Source organism: Shewanella sp. TC10, from assembly GCF_009663145.1.
GTDB lineage: Bacteria > Pseudomonadota > Gammaproteobacteria > Enterobacterales > Shewanellaceae > Shewanella.
In genome coordinates, this window is record NZ_VKHR01000012.1 from 25,710 (window position 1) to 49,046 (window position 23,337).

Consider the following 23,337-nt stretch of genomic DNA (forward strand, 5'->3'; position numbering starts at 1 on the left):
TTGCTCATTGTATCGTTTTTAGCTAAACCTTTGTTTTAATGTGTTATAAATTATCTTTTGTTAATTCTGTTTTAGCTAAAGAAGATTGGCGTTGATAGCCCATTTCGATCAACTGAGCGTTGACGCAATCTGATACAAACTGTTGCTCTTCGACTGATTCTATTTGTTCTTGTGCTGCGGCTTTAGTACAAATATCAGTGAGAGAAATTAACGTTTCTTTAGGCGCTTTAATGTTATTTGCAAAAACTGAAGCACTCAGTAAAACAGTCGTTGCTAGAAGGGCTGATAATGAAAAATTTTGCATGGGTTGTCCTTTGTTAGAACTTATTATTAATATCTTGTGAATTTAACGAGCTGTATTTGCAAACAATTTTCGCAAATAAGTTCGCAAACAACCTTGTTTGTTATAGCCGCTATGTTTGTAAATAGCAGTTTGTAAATTGAACAATTAATTAGTCAAATAGATGCAAAATTAGTTCATTTTTTGTTTTATAAATTCAATCGCAGCATCGTTTAAACAACGCTTAGAAACGTAATGTTTAAGCTTTTCAGTCGTTAATAAAAAACCTTGTTCTGTTTCCTGCGAACGGTAGATATCTGTCCATTTGAGCAAATGGTCAATATATGCAGATTTGGAATGAATGCCTTGGTCATTGATAGTTAATGTCACTGGGTTATTAGCTGATTTACTGATCATTTGTCTCATCAACCACCAAGCTCGATTAAAGCGTACTTGAAGTGCTTCAACCGCTCCTAAGCCTATAAAAAAGTATGCAAGATAAGGTGTGACATCAGTTTGAGTCATTAAGAAACCCGCCACAATAAAAGCCACTGCTTTTAAATATCGTTTTGGGCTATGGTTAATCACCACAGACTCATCAAAGGTTTCAGCGAAGTGTGATTTATCTAAGATATATTCTTTAGAAAAGTTAAAACCGATATCAGTTAAGTTATCGGCTTCAGTGGTTGTTGGAGTATTGCTAGCAGACATATTGTGCTCATAATCAATCTTAATGGGCTAATTATAAGGTTGAAGTGAACGATTTGACTAATTTTTCCTGCAACTGAGCTTGAGTAGGGCGGTTAACTAATCTGTTAGCTAAGTCAGCTATAGATAGTTCATTCATCTTTATTGCTCATAACCCTTCATTTTCGAGCCAAACAGCTCGATTTTTTATGGTTGATGCTTAGCTTGAGGTAATCGATTTAACTAATTTTTCCTGTAACTCAACTTGTTCTAACTCAGTTAATTGAGCCCCATGCTGATTTGATAGCGCAAACACATTATCAGCCCTTTCACCTACAGTACTAATGGCTGCTGAATGAATATTAAGATCTAGCGTTCTAAACGCACTGGCAATTTGCCCCATAAACTCATGGGTTTCTAACGCTAAAATATGCACTAATGTGCGATCTGCTTTTTTAGAATGAATAAACTCAATAGTCGGCTTATTATCAAAATTTTTGGTGTGCCTTGAAGGGCGATTTTTAGGTGGAGACATGTTGTCATCTAAAATTTGTCGTAATTTTTTAGTGACTTGTTTACGTCTTTGAGAACTAAAAATGGGTTTGCCGTCAAAGTCGAGCACTTTAAATGCTTCTACAACATAGCCATCTTTAGTTTTAGATATTTGCGCTTGATTGACTGATATTTTCAATGTCGACAAGGTATTAAACAGTGAGATAAATAGCCCTGGTCTGTCTTTGGTATAAACGAACACATCACTACAGCCTTTAACACTACTGTCATCGAGTATAATCAGCGAAGGCGGTTCAGTGATATTGTTTTCAGCAAAATTAGCTTCAGTTACATTTTCTTCAGTATCATTTTCTTTGTAAAAAGTTGTGCCGTGTTCATGCTCTGACTCATGGGCTAATATCCCAAGGGTATATTTGGCTATTTCAGTGGGGATAGCATTACTGAAAAATGATAACGGCAAGCGTTTCCATAATTTATTTATTGCGACAAGTTGAGCTTCATCAGCATCAATTAATCCTAGCGCTTCCTGTTTGTGTTCTCTGACAACGGTTCTGAGCTGTAATACGTTTTCGAGGCCATTACGCAGGGCTTTACGAGTCGCAAAGTACAAGTCTGTTAGCAAGCTTGCTTTCCAATCGTTCCATAAATCGTCGTTAGTCGCTTGAATATCAGCAACCGTAAGGCAATAGAGTGCATCTAATTTAGTGATACTACCGACCGATTTAGCAAAGGTTTTAATCACCTCTGGATCGTATATATCCATGCGCTGGGAAGTAATAGACATTAATAAATGCTGCTCCACCAACCAACTGATTAATTGTTGCTGAGAAGTTTTAAGCCCATGGAATTTGGCAAATAATTTAGCATCGACAGCCCCAAGCTCACTGTGGTCGCCACCACGGCCTTTGGCAAGATCGTGAAATAATGCGGCAAATAGTATCGACTCTTTAGCTTGAAAACGCTCAAAAATATCGGCGGCTAACTTTTGATCTGGAGACACAGCGTCCTGAGTGAGCTTGTATAAGTTCTTTAATAGCTTATGAGTGTGCTCATCGACCGTATATGCATGAAATAAATCAAATTGCATCTGGCCTACGACTTCACGCCATTGGGGTAAATATGATGCTAAAATTCCATGCTGATGCATTAAGGTTATTGCTAAGCCCATTCCATGTGGGTTTTTAAATAACCTGACAAATAATTCACGACAAACTTGATAGTCTTGCAAGTCGCCCATTAATCGGCGACGAACCTGTCTTAATAGTCTCAGTGTTTCAGGGGTGATCCCTGTGACTTGCTCATGATGAACGGCAATGTAGTTAAACATCGCCATAATTTGTGAACGGTCGATAAATACGTCTTGGTTCTCTGCGTGAATTTGACCGTTGAAAATTTGAAAGTCTTCGTTGATTTTAACTATTTCTGGGGTTTTCTGTGGCACAATTTCACGTTCAAAATATGCCATCAGCATCAGGTTGAGCTCACGAATACGTTTCATAGCTCTAAATAACTGGCGCATCATTTTTTCGATGGCAATATTGCCACTGTCACCAAAACCTTGAAGGCGAGCAACTTCTGCTTGATGTTGCAGTAGTAGCCGATTTTCAGGACGGTTAGATGCTTGATGTAATGCAAAACGCACCCGCCAAATGAAGTTTTGACACTCCATAAATTCAGCATATTCATCGTCAGTTAAAAATTTGAGACGACGTAAATCTTTAAGGCCATCAATGGAAAAATGTTTTCGAGCAATCCAAGTGATAGTTTGGATGTCGCGCATTCCACCAGGGCTATTTTTTAAATTAGGTTCAATATTGAATGCAGTGCCTTGGGCTTTATGATGGCGGCCTTTTTGTTCATTTAATTTCGCTTCGAAAAAAGCTTCACTAGACCAAACGGTTTCACCGTACAACTTACTCAGTACTTGATGTTGATGGTTCTCATGGCCACAAATATGACGTATTTCTAGTAAAGTGGTAGCGATGGTGACGTCTTCAGCGCAGGCGATAAAGGTATCATCTAATCTTCTTACTGCATGACCAAGATCTAGGCCTAAGTCCCAAAGTTGAGTTAGAAAGTCCCCAAGGGTGCTGGCATCATTAGCTGATAAATCATCGTCATGGATAATACAGATATCAATATCTGAATAAGGGTGCAGGGTTTTGCGGCCATAGCCACCGACGGCATTAAGCGAGATTGTCTGAGTTTCAAACTGAGAGGAATGCCATATATGGCTAAGTAATATGTCGAAAAACTGTGCGCGATGCTGCAGAATTTCTGCGATAGAACAACTGCTAATTTGTTGTTCTAACCAGGTATCAAACTCAGTAATGGCTTGTTTAAGCTCTACAATGCTCATTTCTGGCTGTAAAATCGGATAAGCTGGTTGCAAAGACATGTTACTCCTTATTGTTTTGCCCACAAACAGAGTATTCGATTTGGTTTGTTAACTCAAACGAACCGCTAAAATGAATTGGAATAAGTTAATTCTTTTAACTAGTTAAATGAGAATAAATAATCAATGCGTAGTAAAAGAAGTCGATTAGACCAGTTTGTCGCTCAAAAACTGCAGATTTCGAAAAAAGCAGTGAGGCAACTATTGCTTGAAAACAGGGTAGAGCTTGATGGTGAAATTTGTAAGGCAGTGGATAAGCAAATAAATGAGTTTAGTCATATTCGATTTGATGACACTTGGTTACAACAGCGTAACCGCGAGTATTACATGCTCAATAAACCTGTGGGCGTGGTGAGTGCGACTATAGATGATATTCATCCCACAGCCTTGTCTTTATTAAAAGGGGTCAATTCTGAGTTAATGCATATTGCAGGACGACTAGATTTGAACTCAACAGGGCTTTTGTTAATCACTAATGATAGTCAATGGTCACAAGCCTTAATGGCGCCAGAAACGAAAGTCGATAAACAATACCTAGTGACGTTGGCAAACCCTATTGATGAGAGTTATGAAAAGGCTTTTGCTGACGGAATGTATTTTGGTTATGAAGATATCACCACAAAACCGGCAAAGTTTGAGTTGGTGACAGAGTTTCAAGCAAGAGTGACATTACAAGAAGGTAAGTATCATCAAATTAAACGAATGTTTGGCCGGTTTCGAAACCCAGTTGTTGAATTGCACAGAGAGTCAATTGGCACAATTTTATTAGATAAACATCTTAAGCCAGGTGAATATCGTCATTTAGATAACAAAGAGATATGTATGAAATAAAAAGGGGAAGGTAAAGCTTAATTGAAGCTTAAGAAGGCTGGGTTGGATCAATATTCTCTGTAAATTTTCATGCTACCTTTTTGTAAGATAAACAATTCTAGGTAGCGAAATGGATATAAAAGCCTTAAAAAAGATCAGTGAATTAGATATTTTCAGTTTGCTTGTCTTTAAAATAATTTATGAAACAGGATTCGCTAACCTTGCAGCAAGACAACTGAGTGTTTCAGCACCTAAAATTAGTCGTTGTTTAACCTCCTTAAGGTTAACTTTTGATGACGAATTATTTTATCGCCGCCAACAAGGTCTAAAACCAACAGCTTTAGCCGAACACCTCTACCAACCGATTTGCCAGTTTTGTGAGTCAGCCTCTAATATTGAAAGAATTGCCTGTGAGGGCAATAACACCAATGCATCAAACATTCTCAATATTGCGGTCACGCCTATCATTATGACGTCTGTATCTTCGGCGTTAGGCCGTGAAGAAGTGATGGAAAAGTTGGGCAAAATAAGAGTTCACATGTGGAACGAAGATTCAGAAGAGAAAATCCATCAAGGTGATATTGATTTGGGGATTAATTTAGGTTCTGCTACTTCCTCAGAACTTGAGTCAGAAGTCATTGGTACATCGCCTTCAACTTCCATTGTAGCAAGGCACAATCATCCAATTTGGAATAACGAATATATTTGTTTAGAAGATGTCGCCAATTATCCATTTTTAATCCTTGAAGGGATGGGGTTTAACGATAAGCTGGATCCCTTTCAAATATACTGTCGTCAAACAGGAATAGAACCAGCGAGTGTTCACCGTTTTACATCAATCGAAGATTGGTTCTGTCACATACTGACCATGAGAAGCGTGAGCTTTATGAGTACTGCTGAGTCAGCAATTTTTAATAATTTCGATGATGTTAAGGTTGCAAAAATGGATGATTTTGAAAGGGAGAAACTCACAGGGACTTCTCTCGCGCCTCAATATAATTTTATTGAAAAAAGCGCACCTTATCGACGATATTGTGAAACTAGCCGTAAGATCATTCTGGATTCAGTCCTTGGAATTGTTCTGCAGTAATCTCAAGATTTAATCAGTTTAGCGAGTAAAAAAAGAAGACCATGAGTCTTCTTTTTTTATAGCTTTATTCCATTTTAAATTCAATTTTCACTTCTAAAAAGTCGTAAAAAAATATTAATTTAGTCAGGTTTTCTTTAAATCTTGAACATGATTAACCGCACTTAAATATGATCTAAGTCAAAGTATTATAATTATCTAATACTATGAAAGATATCGATATTTTAGATATCGAAATTACCAAGGGCGAATTGTGAAATTGCCACTAAAGCATCTTTAAATTCCAGTCACATTTGCGGAACAATATTAATACATCTAAAGAGGTATCTTTTATATTTGAAAAACTGCTAATGCAGAATCAAATACCTAAAAAAGGGATACGATAATGAGAACATATAAAAAGTCGATACTTGCTGCAGCGTTGATGGCTGCGATCGGGTTGACGGGTTGTAGTGATGGGGACGATGGGAAAGATGGTCAGGATGGTGCGCCAGGAACACCTGGTGAACCGGGTACATCTGTCGGTAATGTTGTTGAAACCGTAAATTCAGCAGCAGACTTTACGTTAACCCTAACACCAGAAGATATCGTTGTTGTTGGTACTGAAGATTTCTCGGTTAAATTTACTGTCACTGGAAAAAACAGTGCTGGTAAAGAATTACCATTTTCTGGTCTAGAAAAAGTTGCGCTTTACGTGATGAATGAAGCGCCAAACACTACCGATACTGGTGGCCCATATTTTTGGCAAAGTCACGGACTTGAAAATGACTTTAGCTATAGCATGTATTGTAGTTTAACCGGAACGACAACATCTTGGGGTAGTGAGGTCGACGCATGTACATTGGTCGAAGATACTGAAAACCCTGGCACTTATACTGGTACTTGGGAGCATGAAGGTAATGCTCCTATCGTTCTGGCTGAGGGTGATGTTAATCGCTTACATCGCGTTATGGTTAGAACTTACGATATTACTGACGATGAAGGTAATGCTATATCAGATAAACTGCTGACTAAGCCATTAGATTATATTCCAGCAACAGGCGAGCTTGCAGTATCCAATAAAGATTCAGTATCAAACGCAGCGTGTATTCAATGTCATAGCGCACTAGATGGATTTGCTGAAGATGATATGCGTATTGGTAATATTGATGCTCACCATAATTACCAAAAAGTAGAAAATTGTGTCGCTTGTCATAACCCAGCTTATGCAGCTGATCAAAACGATCCAGAGAAAGGTTATAACCCTAACTGGAATGCCATGATCCATACCATTCATGCAGGTCATCACTTAGATTTAGTTGGTGAAGCAAAAGAAATGTTTAGCGAGGTGGGTTTCCCTGCTGAGTTGAATGAATGTACGGTTTGTCATGATAATGGCACGCAGTGGAATGACAATATTTACGCTGAAGCTTGCGTGTCTTGCCATACCGATGTTGATTTCGAAACAGGTGATAATCACCGCGGTATCGTGCCAGAAAGTGATGCATCGTGTTCGGGTTGTCATGGCGCTGGTAGTTTAAGCCCAATGGAAGCTCACGCAGTGGGTGCTCGTGGAACGTTAAAAGACGGTGTCGTATTTGATGTTATGTCTGCTGAAGTTGCAGCTGATCAATTAACTGTTGTTGTCGACGTAACGATCAATGGCGAAACACCTGCAGATGGTACCGTTTTAGCCGATTATTTAGCTGCTGAAGGTTATGCTCATGCAATTATGATGGGTACTTTAGATGAAAATGGTGATTATGTTCGTGGTTTAAGCCTTGATACTAGTTCAGGTTTATTTGTTACTACTGGCGGCAAACTCACTTTATCTCAAGCTATTGATGCCAACTCTCTTGACGGAAAAACACTTTCTGTAAGTTCAGAGTTTAGTATGTGTGGTGACATTGAATCAGGTATGGTCATTGATAGAACGACTTTAGGCACAGATGAAGAGTGTGAAATCGCTATTCCAGCGAATATCGTGACTAAGTTCTTCATGTTTGACGATGTTGCAGCTGTCGGTGTTGAAACTGAAGAAAATTTACGTTTTGTGCCTTCTTCACTTGAAAACTTCACCATGCCAACACAAGCGATGAATGATCGCACCAGTGCTGATGAAGCTAAGTGTAATGCATGTCATGAGAATTTATCGCACATTAAAGCTCCTCGCCATGGTGTGACTGACTTTACTCAGTGTGCAGATTGTCACAATAATAATTACCCTGGTTCATACCATGCCGATGTTTATAAACAAGCTGGTACTGACGAAGATGGTGAACCTACATTTGAGCTAGTTGAAGGTTTAGAGTACTACAACCGTGATTTAGCAACCGTTGCTCACCGTTTCCATAGTGGTATGTTCGCAGGTAGCACTGGCGGCGGTATCTACTTAGGTGAAGATGGTGAAACATGGGTTAATTACCCTGCATCTAAAACTGACTGTCAGGCTTGTCATAAAGATGTCGATTCAAACGGTGACGACATGACCTTCTTTGCTGGTGACGGTGAATTAACATCTGGTCGCACAGCAATCGCTGAAAGTAACGATTACGGAGCTACTGTTAATTACATTTCTCCTGTAACAGAAGCTTGTCGTACTTGTCATGCTCACTCAGGTGCAGCAGCATTAGCTCACTTTAAGAGCAATGGCGCGACAGTTTATGAAGATGGCGTTAAATCTGCCGCTGATGTACCTGTAGAGTCTTGTTCTACTTGTCACGCTGAAGGTAAAACTTACGGTGTTGATACAATGCATAGCGGTACAGGTCACTAAGTCGTTAAATTAAGATTAAACATTTTTCTGTAAAACCTGCAAGTTGCAGTTAAATGTTAAAGGAGCCCTCTGGGCTCCTTTTTTTATGGGGATTTAAAAAGGAAAAATAATTAATTTTGCGATTGCTTAACTAATGTTTGAGATTGTGAACTTGAGCAATTATTCATCATATAAGGTCGATTTTGGACATTCCTTTAATCGCCCAAAACCGCACTAAGTGTGATGGAGGTCGAAATTATTTGAAAAGTAAGATGTTTCGCGGTAGCTGGGAAAACCGTTTCTCGCTGATCAATTTTAAATGGCAATTGAAGATATTAACTGTCAGTGTTTTCACTCTTTAGTTAATAAACCTCACTTAGTTTGAGTTAAGTTACTAACTTTATTCAACTTGATTATGTAGCTTCTATTGTGTTTGATAATAAAGCTAAAGATTGTACGATTTATTGTGGTAATCCTTCACCGCTTTCGTGTATTTGTCTGTAAGTTCATCCTTGCTTAAAATGCGCCGCAGTTTCATTAACTAACCTTAATATTTAGCCATTTGAATGCTACAAACCATTCTCTAAGCAAACATCTAAGCATACTCAATGCGGTTTCATTCAGGAGCAAGCTATGTCAACGGCATTAGCAAATTCATCACCAACTTCAAATTCATCATTTGCAAACCCAGCGCCTTTAGGTCTAATGGGATTTGGTATGACGACTATTCTACTTAATATCCATAATGCAGGGTTCTTTCCTATCGATGCGATGATCTTAGCTATGGGTATTTTTTATGGCGGTATTGGTCAAGTCATAGTGGGTATGATGTGCTTCAAACGTGGTGATACTTTCGGTACCACTGCATTTACTTCATATGGCTTATTTTGGTTAACATTAGTTGGCTTATTAGTGATGCCTGAAATGGGGATCTCTCAAGCGAGTCCTGCAAGCTTTATGGGATGGTATTTAGGTTTATGGGGCGTATTTACTGCGTTTATGTTCGTTGGTTCTTTGCGTTACCCTCGTGCTAAGCAGGTGGTATTTGGTTCATTAACAATATTATTTTTCCTACTTGCAGCCCGTGATTTTACCGGTTCAGCATTTATTGGCACTATTGCTGGTTTTGAAGGTATTTTTTGTGGTGCGAGCGCGATTTATTTTGCCATGGCACAAGTATTAAACGCTGAATATGGCCGGGTGATTTTACCTATTGGAGAGTTAAAGCAAGCTGAAGTTATCTCTGTAGCAGATGCTAATGAGACATTTGAAGCAGCTTAATGACGTTGTAATTGCTCGGTTTATAATAAAAAAGCTGACCTATTGGTCAGCTTTTTGTTTTGAGTGTTTCGCCCAGTTTGTGATTACACATTTAGGACTTTATTAACTTTGCTGCAGACGATATAACCACTTACCGTACAAGAAAATACCCACGGCTGAGATGGTGCCAATAGCGGCAATGATGTACCACGCCATACCGATATTATGGGTGTTATACATTAATGTGGTCAGCTCTTGTGCTGGCTCACCGGTGAAAGCCACTAACGTCGTAAATGCTTCCCCTTGCGGAATAGCGTCAATTTTAGCCGCATCCATTCCTCGCTCGCCAAGCAGTTGCAGTGAGAATACTTCTTTAGATGCATACATCTCGTATAGCTTAGGTCCAAAGTAACCTTCAAGTGTCCAACCTATCCCTTGAGGTAACATAACAAAACCTAAGTACATGGCTTTTTTCCCCTCTGGGGCAATGTTGCCCATGAACTCGTTTTTCTTTGGGCTGATCATCATTTCGCCAAACGAGAACATAGCAATAGCCAGTACGATCATCCATGCTGCATTAGTAGCACCTATGAAGACAAAGGCAAGAATACTGAGCAAACAACCACCCAGCATGGCTGTAGTAATCCGGTATTTTGCTGTGAGCGCCGCAACCAAGAAACAAGTGGTCATGATCATACCAGCATTTAAGTTAAGCATGCCTTCAGGCATCACTTTAGTACCGGTATTATCAAGGCCAAGCCAGAACTGGAAAAAGCCATTAGATGTACCTTCAGGCCCAAACAGTGAAGTGACGATAACGCTAGTATCAACCCATTCAGCAATGTGAATCGGCAGTACGTCAAATAATGCATTGAATAAGAACCAGAACCCTGCAAATACCAGCATATAGTAGATAACCACAGGTTTTTTCAGCTCGTTTAATGCATCACGCCATAAAGCTTCTTGTTGGATTTCACCCGATTTGATTTTACGGTTTCGCTCTAAACGCTCTTCTTTACCTGGCTCTTTGTAGGCCAGTAAGAATAAGAAGTTCAGTGAGATAATTGCAGCACACGCGTAGAAAACATTATCCCAAGAAAGTTGACGCATATGCACTGCGACTAACGGACCCATAAAGCCACCGATATTCACTACTTGGTAGAATATTCCCCAAGCCATAGAAGTGTTTTGGCGTCCGGTGGATAGGACTAAGGTTCCTTGGATCCCTGGCTTAAATATGCCGGTACCCGCAGCAAGCAATATTGCTCCAAAGAGGAAGCCATAAAAGCTTGGGAAAAATGCCATCACCAAGTAGCCAGCTATTTTAATAATGGTGGAAGCAAAGATGGTTTCTTTATAGCCTACGCGATCTGAAATACCGCCTGTGAATACAGGAATGAAGGTTTGCATAAAAGCCCATATTGCGATGATGACACCATAATCGCTAAGGCTGATCCCTAAACCGCCTTCAGAAGTTGGCGCTTTGGCGTATAAACCTGCACTGGCTTTTACACCGTAATATGCGATACGTTCAACCAGCTCCATGCCGCCGACGATCCAAAATATATAACTCAAGCTGGCAATCGATGCCCACATGCCCAATTGTTTGACTTCCCTTAAGTCATTTCCTGAATGGGAGTTCGTACCCATAGTTCACCCTTTTATTGTTAGTTATCGTGATATTAACAGGCAGACACTTTACCTAATTTGTAAGAAATTACCAAAGGTACGGTTACAGAAAGTTAGACTAGATGTTGGTACTGGGATGTTTTGTATTCAAAATGCGCTTTAAAGCGTCACATTGGTTAAATTTTAATTTTGGATATCCGTTCTTCAAATTAATTTTTAACCAATGAGTTATATAAACTTAAGTCTTTATTGCAGAGTGACTTTATTGATTGAAGACACTGTCTTTTTAAAGACACTGTGCTTATTAAAAGTACCAGCGGCTAGCGAGTTGCCATTGCTGCTCGATTAAGTCGCGGGGCAAATCTTGCTCTGCTCGAGCATTACGAGTGGAATCAATTCGATTATATTCTGCTTGTATAAACCACTTTTGAGCTAAACGGTATTGATATGACAAGGTCATTGCATTTCCTTGCTCATTATTATCATCATCGAAGGTGAGATCATTGTCTGTTACATCGAAATCTTCAAGGCGTAAACTGACGCGATGTTTGTCCCAGCGCCGGCTTAATAATATGAAAGCGGATTGATAGTCGTTGTTGACCACATCAACGGCATCTGGTGACTGCATTAATGTACTGCCATAAATATATTGGCTGATTAAATCGATGCTATAGGGTAAGCGCCATTTAATGCCGGCATGAGTAAAGCGTGTATGCCAAGCGTACTGGCCGTTTTTGACGATGCGTGTGTTGGCATTATTATCGTAATACCCTAAAGAAATCTCTCCGCTGCCTTTTATGCGCCAGCTCCCGTGTAACTGATAGCCAAAGCGATCGTCTAACTCAATAAAAGGATCGGATTCTTTCGCTTGTTCATCAAGGCTGCCCCCATCCAGGCTTGGCATATTACTTAAAGGCAGGGACTCTTGTAGTAATGTTTGTCGTGAGCTGATTGTCCAGCCATGCCAAGAAAGCATTGCACCAGCAGTATCATTACTCTGGAACAGGGCTGCTGAAACAGAGAAATCATTTTTTGAAGAGTGAAATTTACCAAGGCGTTCTAAGGTGACTTCTGCGCCAAGGTGGCGAAACTCTTCACCTAACCAACTGTTTATAGTAGAATTAGTGAGAGTGTAGGGGGATGACCAAGCTGTGGCGACATTTTCTAATGAAATGTCAGGATACATTAGACCGAATCTGGTTTTTAATCGTAAACCATTATCCCAAGGTAAACTTCGATAATTTAGAAAAGCTTCAGTAATGCCAACGCCATTTTGGATGCCATCGACATAACCATTAGCGGTGACATGTGCTGAGAGAGCATTTTCCCAATCGACTTTATATGTCATTCCCATTTGAGATAGTGACACTTGGCTACCATCATCAAATCGAAACTTTCCTAGACCACCGTCGACATAGGAATGTGTTCCTTGGGTGTGGCTTGCTCTTAAGTCAATAATGCCTGATATATGGTGATCTGCAGCTATAGCGCTATAGCTGCTTAAACATAATATCAAAATCCATTTTTTCATCCGTGAACCTTATTATTTAAATTATTACGGATTTGCCTAGCTGTAACTCGACTGAATTAACCACTGAGTCAACCGTGTGGCATCAACTGGTTTTGAAAGATAAAACCCCTGTCCCATTTCGCAGCCACGTTCAGTTAACCATTTTAGTGAACCTTCGTCTTCAATCCCTTCAGCAACGACTTTGAGCCCTAAATTATGGGCAAGCTGCAGCGTTGAGTTAACAATGATTTGATCGTCTTCGTTGATCATCAGGTTTTGCACAAAAGACTTATCAATTTTGAGTTCATCAACAGGTAACTGTTTAAGCTGCGCTAATGAAGAATAGCCAGTGCCATAATCATCAATAGACAGTTTTAGGCCGTGTTGTTTAAGCTCTGTTAACTGTTTAATGGCATGTTCAGGATCGGCAACAACCGCATCTTCAGTGATTTCCAGTGTGAGTGCCTCAATCGGTACTCGTTTATCTTTTATGGTCTGTAATACGTAATCACAGAACTGATTGTCTTTTAAATTTTCAGGTGAAATATTCACTGCGATAGCAAGCTCAATACCTTGCTGTTGCCATCTGAGGTATTGATCCAATGCTTCATTAATTACCCACTGTGTTAAGGCGTTCATTTGACCCATTTGTTCTGCGATGGATATAAAGCTATCTGGGGGGATCATGCCTCTGACTGGGTGTTGCCAGCGAACTAATGCTTCAACATGAGTGACTTTATTGAGTGTTAAGTCGAGTTTAGGTTGATAAAACAATACGAGTTCATCTTGTTCGATAGCAGGTTTTAAATCATTGACTAATTGAAGTCTATCTAAAGTATTAACATCTATTTGCTGGTGGTAAATTTGTAAATGTAAGCGATTTTTCTTGGCATGTTGAAGCGCAGTATCTGCTTGACGTAATAAGGTTTCAAGATCGTTAGGATAATGAACAAAGCTGATACCTATGGTGGTTTGTAAGTGTAAAGAGATGTCTTGGTAGCAGAACTCTGTTTCAATGCTTCGCTGGATATTTTTAATTAACGCTGTCAGTTTTTTTTGTTCAGTATGTTTGATTGCCAATACAAATTCATCACCACTTAAACGGCACACTAAATCAATTTCATCAAAACTTGCTAAACGTCGGCCAATTTCTTGAATGACAACATCACCAACGATATGACCTAAAGTACCGTTTATTTCTGTCATTCTGCGAATGTTGATTAAACAGATAGCGATAGGCGTCTTATCTTCAAACCAATTTGATGTGACTCGTATAAGTTCGTTTTTGTTGCCAAGACTGGTAAGAGGGTCATGATAGGCCTGAAAAGTGATTTTGTTTTCTCGGCTTAATATAGCCTGTTGCATCGCGGTAATTTCTTCTGCTAGCTCGTGCATCTCTGCGCTGCTACCCACCTCGACTTTAGAATTGTAATTCCCCTTGGCAATGAACCTTGCTTGTTTAATTAATAGTGTCAGGGGTTTAGTCACGCCTCTAGCGATAATAAATGCGACGAATAAAGAAATCGGTAACATCAGCAGGATGAGCAATACCTGCTGAAACCAATGTTTTTGTGCTGACTCTAATGCATCACTGCGACTTAAAAACATGAAAGCATGTAGCTGGCGGTGATCGTTTTCTTTTAGACTGACTTCGCCTAAATCAGATTGCCATAAAATGTAATCATCATTGGGACGATTTTGCTTAATAAAACTGGATATGACTTGGTTGTCTGCTTTAGAAAAGCTTGAACTTGATAGGCTGATTAACTGATTCGTTTGCTGCTCAGCAGTGAGTACGAAGCCGGTGTTTAGACCGGTTTGTTGTGAAAGTGACTGAGTTAACTCATCACCGATGATATAACCAAATCCCACCCAACCTATAATGTTTGATGCTCCACTCGTTAATGGTGAGAAGCGAAGCTGATAAACATGGTTTTCGAGAGGGTATAAAGGGCTGATAGCTTCAAATTCAGTAGCCAATGACATACGGAATGCTTCGCCTTGCTCAGGGCCAACCTTTACTTTGCCCTGATTTGGCCCATCTGGGGTCGTGAGTAATTGACCGATGACTTTACCTTCAATATCAACGGCAATGGCAAGATCTGCATTGATGCGTTTTCGATGATTATTCAATGCAACAAGAAAACTACGGCTATCATCGTCAATAAAGACATCTTTGAGCCCAAAATCTTTTGCTGCAGTTTCCGCAAAAGCAGATAAGTAGTAATTTCGATTATCGTATTCAGACTTAAAAACGAGCTCAGCCACAGAAAGTTGGTTGGCAAGTTGATGCTGCTCTAAGCGTTTATTAGTGTAATAAGTAATGGCGAACGAGATCGCTTGCACTGCAATTAAAAGCACCATAAAAAAAGCAAAAATGCGCGTTTGAATACTGTTGAACGATTTAAGCGTTTTTAGCATTAGTAGCCTTCCAGAAAGTCAAAGTCATCTAAACTCTGTTGACTAGGAATATCATCCATAGACGCATTTATTTGTATTGTTAGGGAGTCAGATAATGGGGTACTAACTTTTTGGCTATATTTGTTATCTTCAATTTGTAATTGAGGGTGCCAGATGTCGAGCTGATATTCATTATCAGGCACAGAGTCAAACTCGACTTGACCTAGATTATTGGTGACAGCATAAAATGGTGTGTCGACCACTAATACATGACCACTCATCCAGTCATGAATATTACAACCCATCGATATATGACCTGCTTGATCGAACACCATATCTTTTTGGGCATTATCTTTACGTAACTTAAACGAGAATCGCTTTGGCCCTGAAGCAGAATAAATATGGTGGGTGATATCATCATCGTTAATAAATTTTAGTTGGTAACCTTTTTGGATAACGGTGATGTAGGGAGTAAATTGCTTATTTTCTTGGTGGACTTCAATGGGAGGCTGAGTGGAACCTTTTGGCTGGTTGATACTTTGTTCTGGTGAAGGGACTAAGGCTGTTAAGGAGACAACCATATTCGGCATAGGCTCAGAATTTGAATTTACAATTGTGAATTGATGACTTAACGCAGACAAGCTAAAGCCTGCACTTAAAAATAGCCCGGTAACAATGAAACTTTTAACCGCTTTATGTCTGTTCACACATACCTCTTTTATCACATTAGTTTATCACATTAGTTGAATACCTAATTTACTGATAAAGGCTTGCTCTTTTGTTGAAAGCAACTGGCCTTAGGAAAATAAGAACGAGGTTAAGCTTATAATATTTCACAAAATAAATATATTTTATTAACGATATGGAATAAAAAAAAGCAAAACCGAAGTTTTGCTTTTTTACTGCTGTTTAAGTAGTCACAAAGTATTAAGCCATTACGGCTTTATTATCAGTACTGGCGGTAGTATTTGGGCCTAATCTTTATTGCACGAATTATTAGTGCCTTATTACTACTTAGTATCTCAGCCTGAAAGAGCGACTTTAATGACTGATGGCGATTAGCCACAGCATTTTTTATATTTTTTGCCGCTGCCACAAATACAAGGATCATTACGATTGATTTTAGCTTCTGCAGTGACCGCTTTAGGTTTGTTCAAGATCCCTTCAAGTTGGAGTATATCTTCAGCCAATTCAGCATTAATTGTAATATTCGCCACCAACTTATGTTGCTCAACAATAAGCTGAACTTCTTGCTGGCGTTCTTCAGTTTGAACGGTTAGCGCAAGCGGATTAGTTGCGGTACCGATTTTAGCTTGTCGCTTGGTGTTATAACCACTTTCGCCATAGGCAGGTTTTGGCGTTTGACGGCCTTTGAAGAAAAATTTATCTGACATAATGATATCTGCCCATCGGTGTAAAAAGTGAATAGTTGCATATCAATAGACGACGTATATTGTAGATTTACTCGTAATTCTACTTAGGCGTATATTGAAAAATAATATAGAGGCGATGCTTATACAGGAATTCATTGCTGTTGACTAATAAAACGTCCATAAATGGGTTATTAATAGCAAATAACTCGTTTTAGAAAATAAAGGCCGAAATATCAAGAATACTGAGTAAGCTATTACAAAGGTTATTGGTAGTTAACTTCAATCGTGTAATTCAATTGCTGCTCTCCTGCCAACTGGTCACTTAGTACATCGACCTTTCCGCCCACATTAATTAAGGTTGTTTGCTGCGTTAAAGCAAAAGATTGTTGCTGACTGCCATTAGGCAAGATAGGCGTAAATTTGATATTGGCATTATTGGTTTGATAAACAGTAACGTTAATCACTGAATGGCCATCTCCATTAATGGCAAATTGGCCCAATTGGTTATCAGAACTAATACAGCCAGTCCCTTGTCGTTGGAATTGATCAAGTTGACATTCGACACTGACTTGATTGGAAATTAAGCCTAAATTGAGGGTTTGAGTTTGCTCAATGGCAACAGGTGATACTAAAGTGAAATGTGCTTGAGCAATAGCGCTAGCTAACATAAATAATGACACGCGCTATCCTTAATTAAACTAGTCACAAAGTAATGACTAGATTGTAGTTGCTGATGGATTAACGTGCAGCTAAATTAGCCATTAAAGATTAACGAGAGAGTGTTTGTGTGGGAAAGGTCACATATTCGCCAGGGGCAAGTATTATCGGGTCTGATTGTATTTGTTTGTTGATTTCAATTTGATACTCGCCAGGCACTAACTGCTCAAAGATAAACACGCCATCATATTCCACTCGAGCATGGTATTTGACGTCATTTTTATCAATCAGTGTGATTGGAACGCCTTTCGCTGCTACTCCATTGTCATAGAAAACTTCGCCATCTAATTCCGCAGTAAATAGAACAGGAAAAAGAATTTCAGCTACGTTGCCTGGGTGGGCTTGGATAAGCAGGATGCTATTTAGCGGTAATAAAAAGGGATCTGGTAAAGAGCGTTCATTAAGCACTAACTTATGTGGCCTGGTTGTTTGAATGTGGGTAATGAGCAGTTGGCCGTTTTCATCTGTTTCGTCATCTGAACGTGTATGTCCAGAGAAACGTAAACCTTCCATAGGCAATTCATTCTCATCAAATAAGCCGTTATTATTATCATCCTGAAAGGCGATGATTTTAACGCTTCCTGTATTCAGATGGCTGACGCGATCAAGTAACCAAGTGTTATCAGGTGCGATTAAAAGTGCCGAGCTACTCCACTTAAATTGAGCAAACCAGTCACCTTCAGAGTCATTTTCAACAGAAAACCTCAAGGTACTTGTGTCTAAAAAGTACGACAAAGAGTTCTTCACTGTGACTTCTGCACTAGCCATAGGTTGATAGCGCACTTCAAATTGATAGTTACTATTGTCGGTAAATGAAGTCCTGACATTGGATACTAACTGGGTTAATTCTGTATCAGGTAAAAGCGCAAGATCAGCGTAAGTTCGTAAATACCAATCGTCAATTCGACCTGAAAGCGCTAGCCTATTTGCCCACACTTCGTTGTTGGCGATATTTTGCCAACTTAATTCATTACTTAATGATAAGTGCTGAAATTGCCCAGCTACGGTAGCTGCAATAAACAGACTATCGCTACCTAGATTTTGGTCTTGCCAGCGACCACTGAGCGCCCAGCTCATGTTGGTGTGCTCCAAGTTACCACTTAAATTAACGCTGGCGAGTTGTTTTAATTGATTGTCTTGATTATCCCAAGATTCAAAATCATTGTATTTTGCCCACTCTGTTTGCCAATCAATTAACTCGTTACTGCCTTGGGCTATCAGGTTGGCGGCTGTACCCGTTTCATTACCCGTGAGGTTAAGTTGCCATACACTATTATCCGTCAAAAGATTTAGGGTGACAGTCGGATTAAAAAGCCATTTATCTTTTGATATTTGTTGCTCAATGATGGCCACTCCAGCTGAAAAATTATCTGTCACCGCCCAATTTGCACTCGCATAAACTTGCTTTAAATCATCTTGTTCTCGCTGCATTGCCCCGAAATTCATGCCAAAGCTATTGGCTTTCATTTGCGAAGGGTCAAGTAACTTACTGAAAGACTCTGTGCGGGTTTCGCCATTGGGACCGAAAAAACGAAGTTGATATTGGTTTAAGCCAATATAGTAGGGGACTTGCTCAAATCGGTATTGGCCGTTGTCCGATACTCGTTGAACACCAATTAAACCACCATTTCGATAAAGTTCTACATCCCAACCTGGTTCTAACTCGCCATCAACGACGAGGTATCGAATATCATCAGTAAAAGCATCGCCCGCATTAATAACAACGCCCTCACCAGTACTTGAACTAGAAACAAGTGCTAAGTTATGAGAGTCGATACTGCCAAGCCGATAATAGTTAACCCAAGTATCTGCCATTTGTTTTTCAATATAAGCATTCAAGCTTTCTCCATAGTCTGACCATGAATATCCTGCGTAGGCGCTATGACCTAAGAGATGAGTGCGAGCTTGGATAAAGCCATCAAAACTGGGATCTTGTGTGTCTGTTTGTTTACGTTGGGATACACCTAAATCGGCATGCAGCGCTAAATCACCTAAGTTGGCGTATTGGGTTTTAATGTGACGTTGGTTCTTAGGAGAGTTGGCTTTTTTCTGATCGTTGAACTGTTGATAGCGTTTTTGTCGAGCGAGTAATTGGCTTAAAGGAACATGCGTATTTTCGATTATTTCGAGCATTTGTCTTGCATGATCAAATTGAATATCTAATCCGGTCATCTGTTTGACCACTGACATATCAAGATATAAATCCCAATCATCAAAGTAAACTTGCGTTGCGCTGTGTTCGCAATCGCTATTTTGTGCTGTAAAGCGCATGAGGCCTTGGTTAATCTCCACTGGATTATCTGTTGATAGATACCAGCCAGTTAAACTGAGCGGATACATTTCTGTTTGCAATGGCAGCATTAAGATATCTGCTAAAAATTGCATGGGCAGATATACAATTCCATCGTTTTGATAAATGAACATTTCATCACTTAATCGCTCAGTGCCATAGTTAAATTGACTGACAAGAAATTGCTCTTCATTTGCAGCTGATGAAGTATAGGTTCGATTAATTAATCCTGAGCAAGTTAATTCACTTACTTTAGGGCTGGCCACATCGGTAGTGGAAAGTTTAGAAATAGGCTGCTTTGGCAGAACTTGATTTGAACTAGATTGCTGTGACGGAAGGGAAATAGGGGCGCTTACTGTATCTACGGCCGTATTTTTTTGAGCAAAATTGGATGTGTGGGGCGTCTTGGCGTTTTGTGTTTGAACTTCTGCTGAAATCAGATCTTTATTGTTTATATTACTAATCGTATCTTGCGGTATTCCATTGCTAATCGTATCTCGCGGTATTTCATTGTTAATTAGAGACTTAGTGGCCACTTGTTCAGAGGCTATTTGATCTACACTATCTGTATTTTCAGTGCTTTCCCTAATTGCACTATTACTAAATTCGCTGTGAGTAAATGCATTATTACTAAATTCACTTTCACTAAATACATTATCACTGATTGAAGTATCGATTTTCCCATGTTCACTTGCCACTATAGGTGGGTTTGGAGTGACTTCATCTATCGTTTCATGCTCATGAAGTGTTTTGGACTTTTTTATTTGTTGCGTTGGAGGAGGTAGCTCAAGTGATGATAAAAAAGTGGGTTGATCTGACTTCCAGGGCTTTGATGATTCAAGCCCTGGATTGACTAATTCGATATAAAGCAAAAGTAAGCTAATGGCTAAAGCATATTTTGCTAATCGATTTATCTTCCGTTTGATCACGGTAGGAATAATCAGTTAAGAGTTATTATCAGTGAATGTCCTTTTAAACCCTAAAAATTAACGGTTTGCTCAACCGTTTTTGCTTCAAATAAACCATCATTTTCGATGTATTTTACCAATAGTTTAGTATTGGGTTTGAGCGGTTCATTCAATGTAATTGCAAAAGAGCGGCGTTCATTTTCAGTATAAATAGACGCATTTTTCAAACTACCCAATAGTTCGTTAGTATCAGCATCAAACACCTCTACATCACCATAACTACTTCTTTGTCCTTCACGCGCTATTTCGACAATTAACTGCTGTTTACCGTCTTGAGTATTGAGCCCGTTAGATTCGATAGTGAGTTCAGCTGTTAACTGTCCTACACGCATGATCACAGGGATGGCTATACGTAAGTAGGCAGTAACCGATAGTTTCATAGTGTCAGATGGCGTATTTGCATCTGTTTCACTGGTAGGAGCAAGTGGAATTTGATGGAACACAATGTAGCTTCGATATTCCCCTGCTTGAATATCTTTTGGTGGTCTTACAGCAAGACGGACTCGGGCACCTTGCTCGGGTGACAAACTGACTCTTCTTGGTGAGTAGCGAGTAAAAGGGGTCAAGGAGGTAGGGGTAACGTCAGATTCAAGCAGTTCAAACTCACCAGAATCCAATAAGCGTTTATCTTCTAGGTAGATCTCATAGCGTGATGTTTCACTGCTTTTGTTAACCAATGAAAACACGGCACTCTTGTCGCGTTTATTATCGAGCTCAACGCGTGTTGGGGTAACTAATAGATTTGCATACACACTTGGAACTAAAGTGAGAGCCAAAGTGGTAAAAAGAAATAATTTTTTCATGGCAATGCCCAGCTAAATTTATATGCAACGTGTTGCAATTATTATAATTTTTTATTGTTAGCTTACTTCGAGCTTGTGTTGTAAATGAGTTGAGGTATAGGAATTAAATCCCGTAAAACGACTACGGGATTTAGCTTACGTTTTCTCAAATAGATTAATTATCTACTTGTAAGTTAAAAATATTTGCACCTAATAAATATTAGTAAGTTACTGAAAGCGTATAACTTAGTGCGTGAGTACCTGGAGCTGCACTTGCTGCAACAATATCCAATGTACCGCCAACGTCAACAGCAAGGGTGTTACTTGCCACAGTACCAGTTGCACTAGCAAGTGTTGGTGTAAAAGTGACACCAGATACTGAAGTATCTGCAGCAGAAAGTGATAAGTTAACCGTGCCATCTGCAGCAGTTACTGTGAATAAACCGGTATTAGCAGTATTACCGCCAGCAACACATGCAGCACCAGAAGTGGCATCTGAATAATCTAAAGCACATTGTCCATCTGCTGCAATAGATACGTCGCCGAATTCCATTTGCTCAGTTTCACTAACAGTGATCGGGTAAACCAAGTTGAAGTTTGCTGTGCCTGTTGCATCTTCTGCACCGGCTTGAGTAGAAAGAAGTAATGTTGAAGCTATAACTGTAGATAATAGTATTTTTTTAGTCATTTCTATGTTCCCAGGTAAAATATTATAGTTTTAATAGCCCATACTTTTTGTGCGGATAATTATCGTATTTAAACAACGACTTATTTGCAGGGCAGAATCAAAATAACATTGTTGAAATATTTTGCAACACTTTGATTACAATTCAAACTTGTACTTTTGGTGTAACTAAAAGTTCTAATTTATAACCTAGGTGAATATGGAATAGGTAGTTAAAAAGTATTAGGATTCAAACTGGTGTTTAACTTGCTGAAAATCAAAACGATAAACTAGAGATTTTGAGACTTTTTAATATAGGTTTAACTGCAGTTAGCTTTATAAATACATTATTTGTGTACGTTTTATGTTCATTGTTAAAGTTTTATGACAGCAATCGTGTGATTGTTTTTTAATCTATTTAGATCGTTTTTGAACTATTTTTGAATTGATTTTGAATTGCTTTGGTATAGTTTAGTGGATTTATTTGATTCCACTGAATTGAGAAAAGAGGCATATCAAAATAGCTTCATTGTTGATTTTTTATGATTTGATTGAGAAGATGTTGAAGTTTGTACAAAATGATACATATAAAAGGTGTGCATTAATGTGCTATTAGAGTCTATTTTTATCTGAAACCATTTTTATTTGGTTTTTTGATTTCTAATGTATTGATAATAAATAAAATAAATTTACATGAGGCGCTATATCTATGGGGTTTGTTAATTGTGCTATTTTTTTATTTGAAGCATTGAAATTAGGTTTACTAGCTCTGTGTATGAGCTTAATAAGCTTGACTGCCACTGCTCAAATTGCCATCACTGAAATTCAACCAATCAAATTTCCTACAGTGCTACAAAATAGTGGTTCAAGCACCACTGTTGTTGTGAACTGGAAAGGGGCGATTGGTAATGCCACTAATTCTACTTTACTTGATAATGACTACTATCAGGGAAGGTACTTTATTACTTCTGATGGCACAGCTCCCATTGATATCAACTTTTTGAGTTTGGATAATGAACCTCTTATTCAACTTAAGAATTTCAAAGTGAGATACAAAAATAAAACCTATAAAACATTCCCTATTTTGGGGTTAGAAAACCCCGGTGCTGGTGGAGAGTATATTGATATCGGCGCTAAAGTTGTTGCGAATAAAAAGTCAGGACAAGGCTTAAAATATCCACAATATATGCTGAGTGTTGATGAGCAATAGGCGCTTTTAGCCTTTACATAAGTATTAG

At 39.0% G+C, this 23,337-nt stretch carries 17 protein-coding genes; 5 read left to right on the forward strand and 12 right to left on the reverse strand.

Going from position 1 to position 23,337, the window contains the following annotated elements; genetic code table 11:
- Nucleotides 1–43: 43 nt before the first annotated feature.
- From FNZ24_RS06115 to glnD, 3 genes are all read right to left on the reverse strand, one after another.
- On the reverse strand, nt 44–304 hold the full coding sequence (locus tag FNZ24_RS06115; protein ID WP_153913580.1) for a hypothetical protein: 261 nt from the start codon (nt 302–304) through the stop codon (nt 44–46).
- Between the two features lie 168 nt (nt 305–472).
- Entirely contained in the window at nt 473–991 is a 519-nt protein-coding gene (locus FNZ24_RS06120; protein WP_153913581.1) for a YcxB family protein, read from the reverse strand.
- Between the two features lie 196 nt (nt 992–1,187).
- Nucleotides 1,188–3,878 (reverse strand): [protein-PII] uridylyltransferase, encoded by a 2,691-nt coding sequence (gene glnD, locus FNZ24_RS06125; protein ID WP_153913582.1) that lies wholly within the window; start codon nt 3,876–3,878, stop codon nt 1,188–1,190.
- A 123-nt stretch (nt 3,879–4,001) separates the two neighbouring features.
- On the opposite strand from glnD, the gene FNZ24_RS06130 reads away from it, so the two are divergent.
- The 4 genes from FNZ24_RS06130 to FNZ24_RS06145 all read left to right on the forward strand — a co-directional run bounded on the left by FNZ24_RS06130 (nt 4,002) and on the right by FNZ24_RS06145 (nt 9,787).
- Nucleotides 4,002–4,706, forward strand: coding sequence for a 16S rRNA pseudouridine(516) synthase (locus FNZ24_RS06130; protein WP_153913583.1), 705 nt, complete (start codon nt 4,002–4,004; stop codon nt 4,704–4,706).
- A 109-nt stretch (nt 4,707–4,815) separates the two neighbouring features.
- Complete coding sequence (locus FNZ24_RS06135; RefSeq protein WP_153913584.1) at nt 4,816–5,775, forward strand: LysR family transcriptional regulator; 960 nt, start codon at nt 4,816–4,818, stop codon at nt 5,773–5,775.
- A 382-nt stretch (nt 5,776–6,157) separates the two neighbouring features.
- Nucleotides 6,158–8,527, forward strand: coding sequence for an OmcA/MtrC family decaheme c-type cytochrome (locus FNZ24_RS06140; protein WP_153913585.1), 2,370 nt, complete (start codon nt 6,158–6,160; stop codon nt 8,525–8,527).
- Between the two features lie 612 nt (nt 8,528–9,139).
- Nucleotides 9,140–9,787, forward strand: coding sequence for an acetate uptake transporter (locus FNZ24_RS06145; protein WP_153913586.1), 648 nt, complete (start codon nt 9,140–9,142; stop codon nt 9,785–9,787).
- A 102-nt stretch (nt 9,788–9,889) separates the two neighbouring features.
- On the opposite strand, the gene FNZ24_RS06150 is transcribed toward FNZ24_RS06145, so the two are convergent.
- From FNZ24_RS06150 to FNZ24_RS06190, 9 genes are all read right to left on the reverse strand, one after another.
- The gene (locus FNZ24_RS06150; protein WP_153913587.1) at nt 9,890–11,416 is read right to left on the reverse strand and encodes an MFS transporter; all 1,527 of its coding nucleotides are present in this window, start codon (nt 11,414–11,416) and stop codon (nt 9,890–9,892) included.
- Nucleotides 11,417–11,699: 283 nt separating this feature from the next.
- On the reverse strand, nt 11,700–12,926 hold the full coding sequence (locus tag FNZ24_RS06155; RefSeq protein WP_153913588.1) for a hypothetical protein: 1,227 nt from the start codon (nt 12,924–12,926) through the stop codon (nt 11,700–11,702).
- A gap of 36 nt (nt 12,927–12,962) precedes the next feature.
- The gene (locus FNZ24_RS06160) at nt 12,963–15,326 is read right to left on the reverse strand and encodes a bifunctional diguanylate cyclase/phosphodiesterase (RefSeq protein ID WP_153913589.1); all 2,364 of its coding nucleotides are present in this window, start codon (nt 15,324–15,326) and stop codon (nt 12,963–12,965) included.
- On the reverse strand, nt 15,326–16,012 hold the full coding sequence (locus FNZ24_RS06165; protein ID WP_228768397.1) for a hypothetical protein: 687 nt from the start codon (nt 16,010–16,012) through the stop codon (nt 15,326–15,328). The genes FNZ24_RS06160 and FNZ24_RS06165 overlap by 1 nt, the downstream gene beginning before the upstream one ends.
- Nucleotides 16,013–16,363: 351 nt before the next feature.
- Complete coding sequence (locus tag FNZ24_RS06170; RefSeq protein WP_153913590.1) at nt 16,364–16,699, reverse strand: PBPRA1643 family SWIM/SEC-C metal-binding motif protein; 336 nt, start codon at nt 16,697–16,699, stop codon at nt 16,364–16,366.
- 242 nt (nt 16,700–16,941) lie between these two features.
- Nucleotides 16,942–17,358: a DUF4402 domain-containing protein gene (locus FNZ24_RS06175; protein WP_153913591.1), complete on the reverse strand. Its 417-nt coding sequence runs from the start codon at nt 17,356–17,358 to the stop codon at nt 16,942–16,944.
- An 88-nt stretch (nt 17,359–17,446) separates the two neighbouring features.
- The gene (locus FNZ24_RS06180) at nt 17,447–20,614 is read right to left on the reverse strand and encodes a carboxypeptidase regulatory-like domain-containing protein (protein ID WP_153913592.1); all 3,168 of its coding nucleotides are present in this window, start codon (nt 20,612–20,614) and stop codon (nt 17,447–17,449) included.
- 50 nt (nt 20,615–20,664) lie between these two features.
- Complete coding sequence (locus FNZ24_RS06185; protein WP_153913593.1) at nt 20,665–21,456, reverse strand: molecular chaperone; 792 nt, start codon at nt 21,454–21,456, stop codon at nt 20,665–20,667.
- Nucleotides 21,457–21,655: 199 nt separating this feature from the next.
- The gene (locus FNZ24_RS06190) at nt 21,656–22,123 is read right to left on the reverse strand and encodes a VCBS domain-containing protein (RefSeq protein WP_153913594.1); all 468 of its coding nucleotides are present in this window, start codon (nt 22,121–22,123) and stop codon (nt 21,656–21,658) included.
- Nucleotides 22,124–22,808: 685 nt separating this feature from the next.
- On the opposite strand from FNZ24_RS06190, the gene FNZ24_RS06195 reads away from it, so the two are divergent.
- Nucleotides 22,809–23,309 carry a hypothetical protein gene (locus FNZ24_RS06195; RefSeq protein WP_153913595.1) on the forward strand — a complete coding sequence of 167 codons (501 nt, stop codon included), beginning with the start codon at nt 22,809–22,811 and terminating at the stop codon, nt 23,307–23,309.
- Nucleotides 23,310–23,337 lie beyond the last annotated feature (28 nt).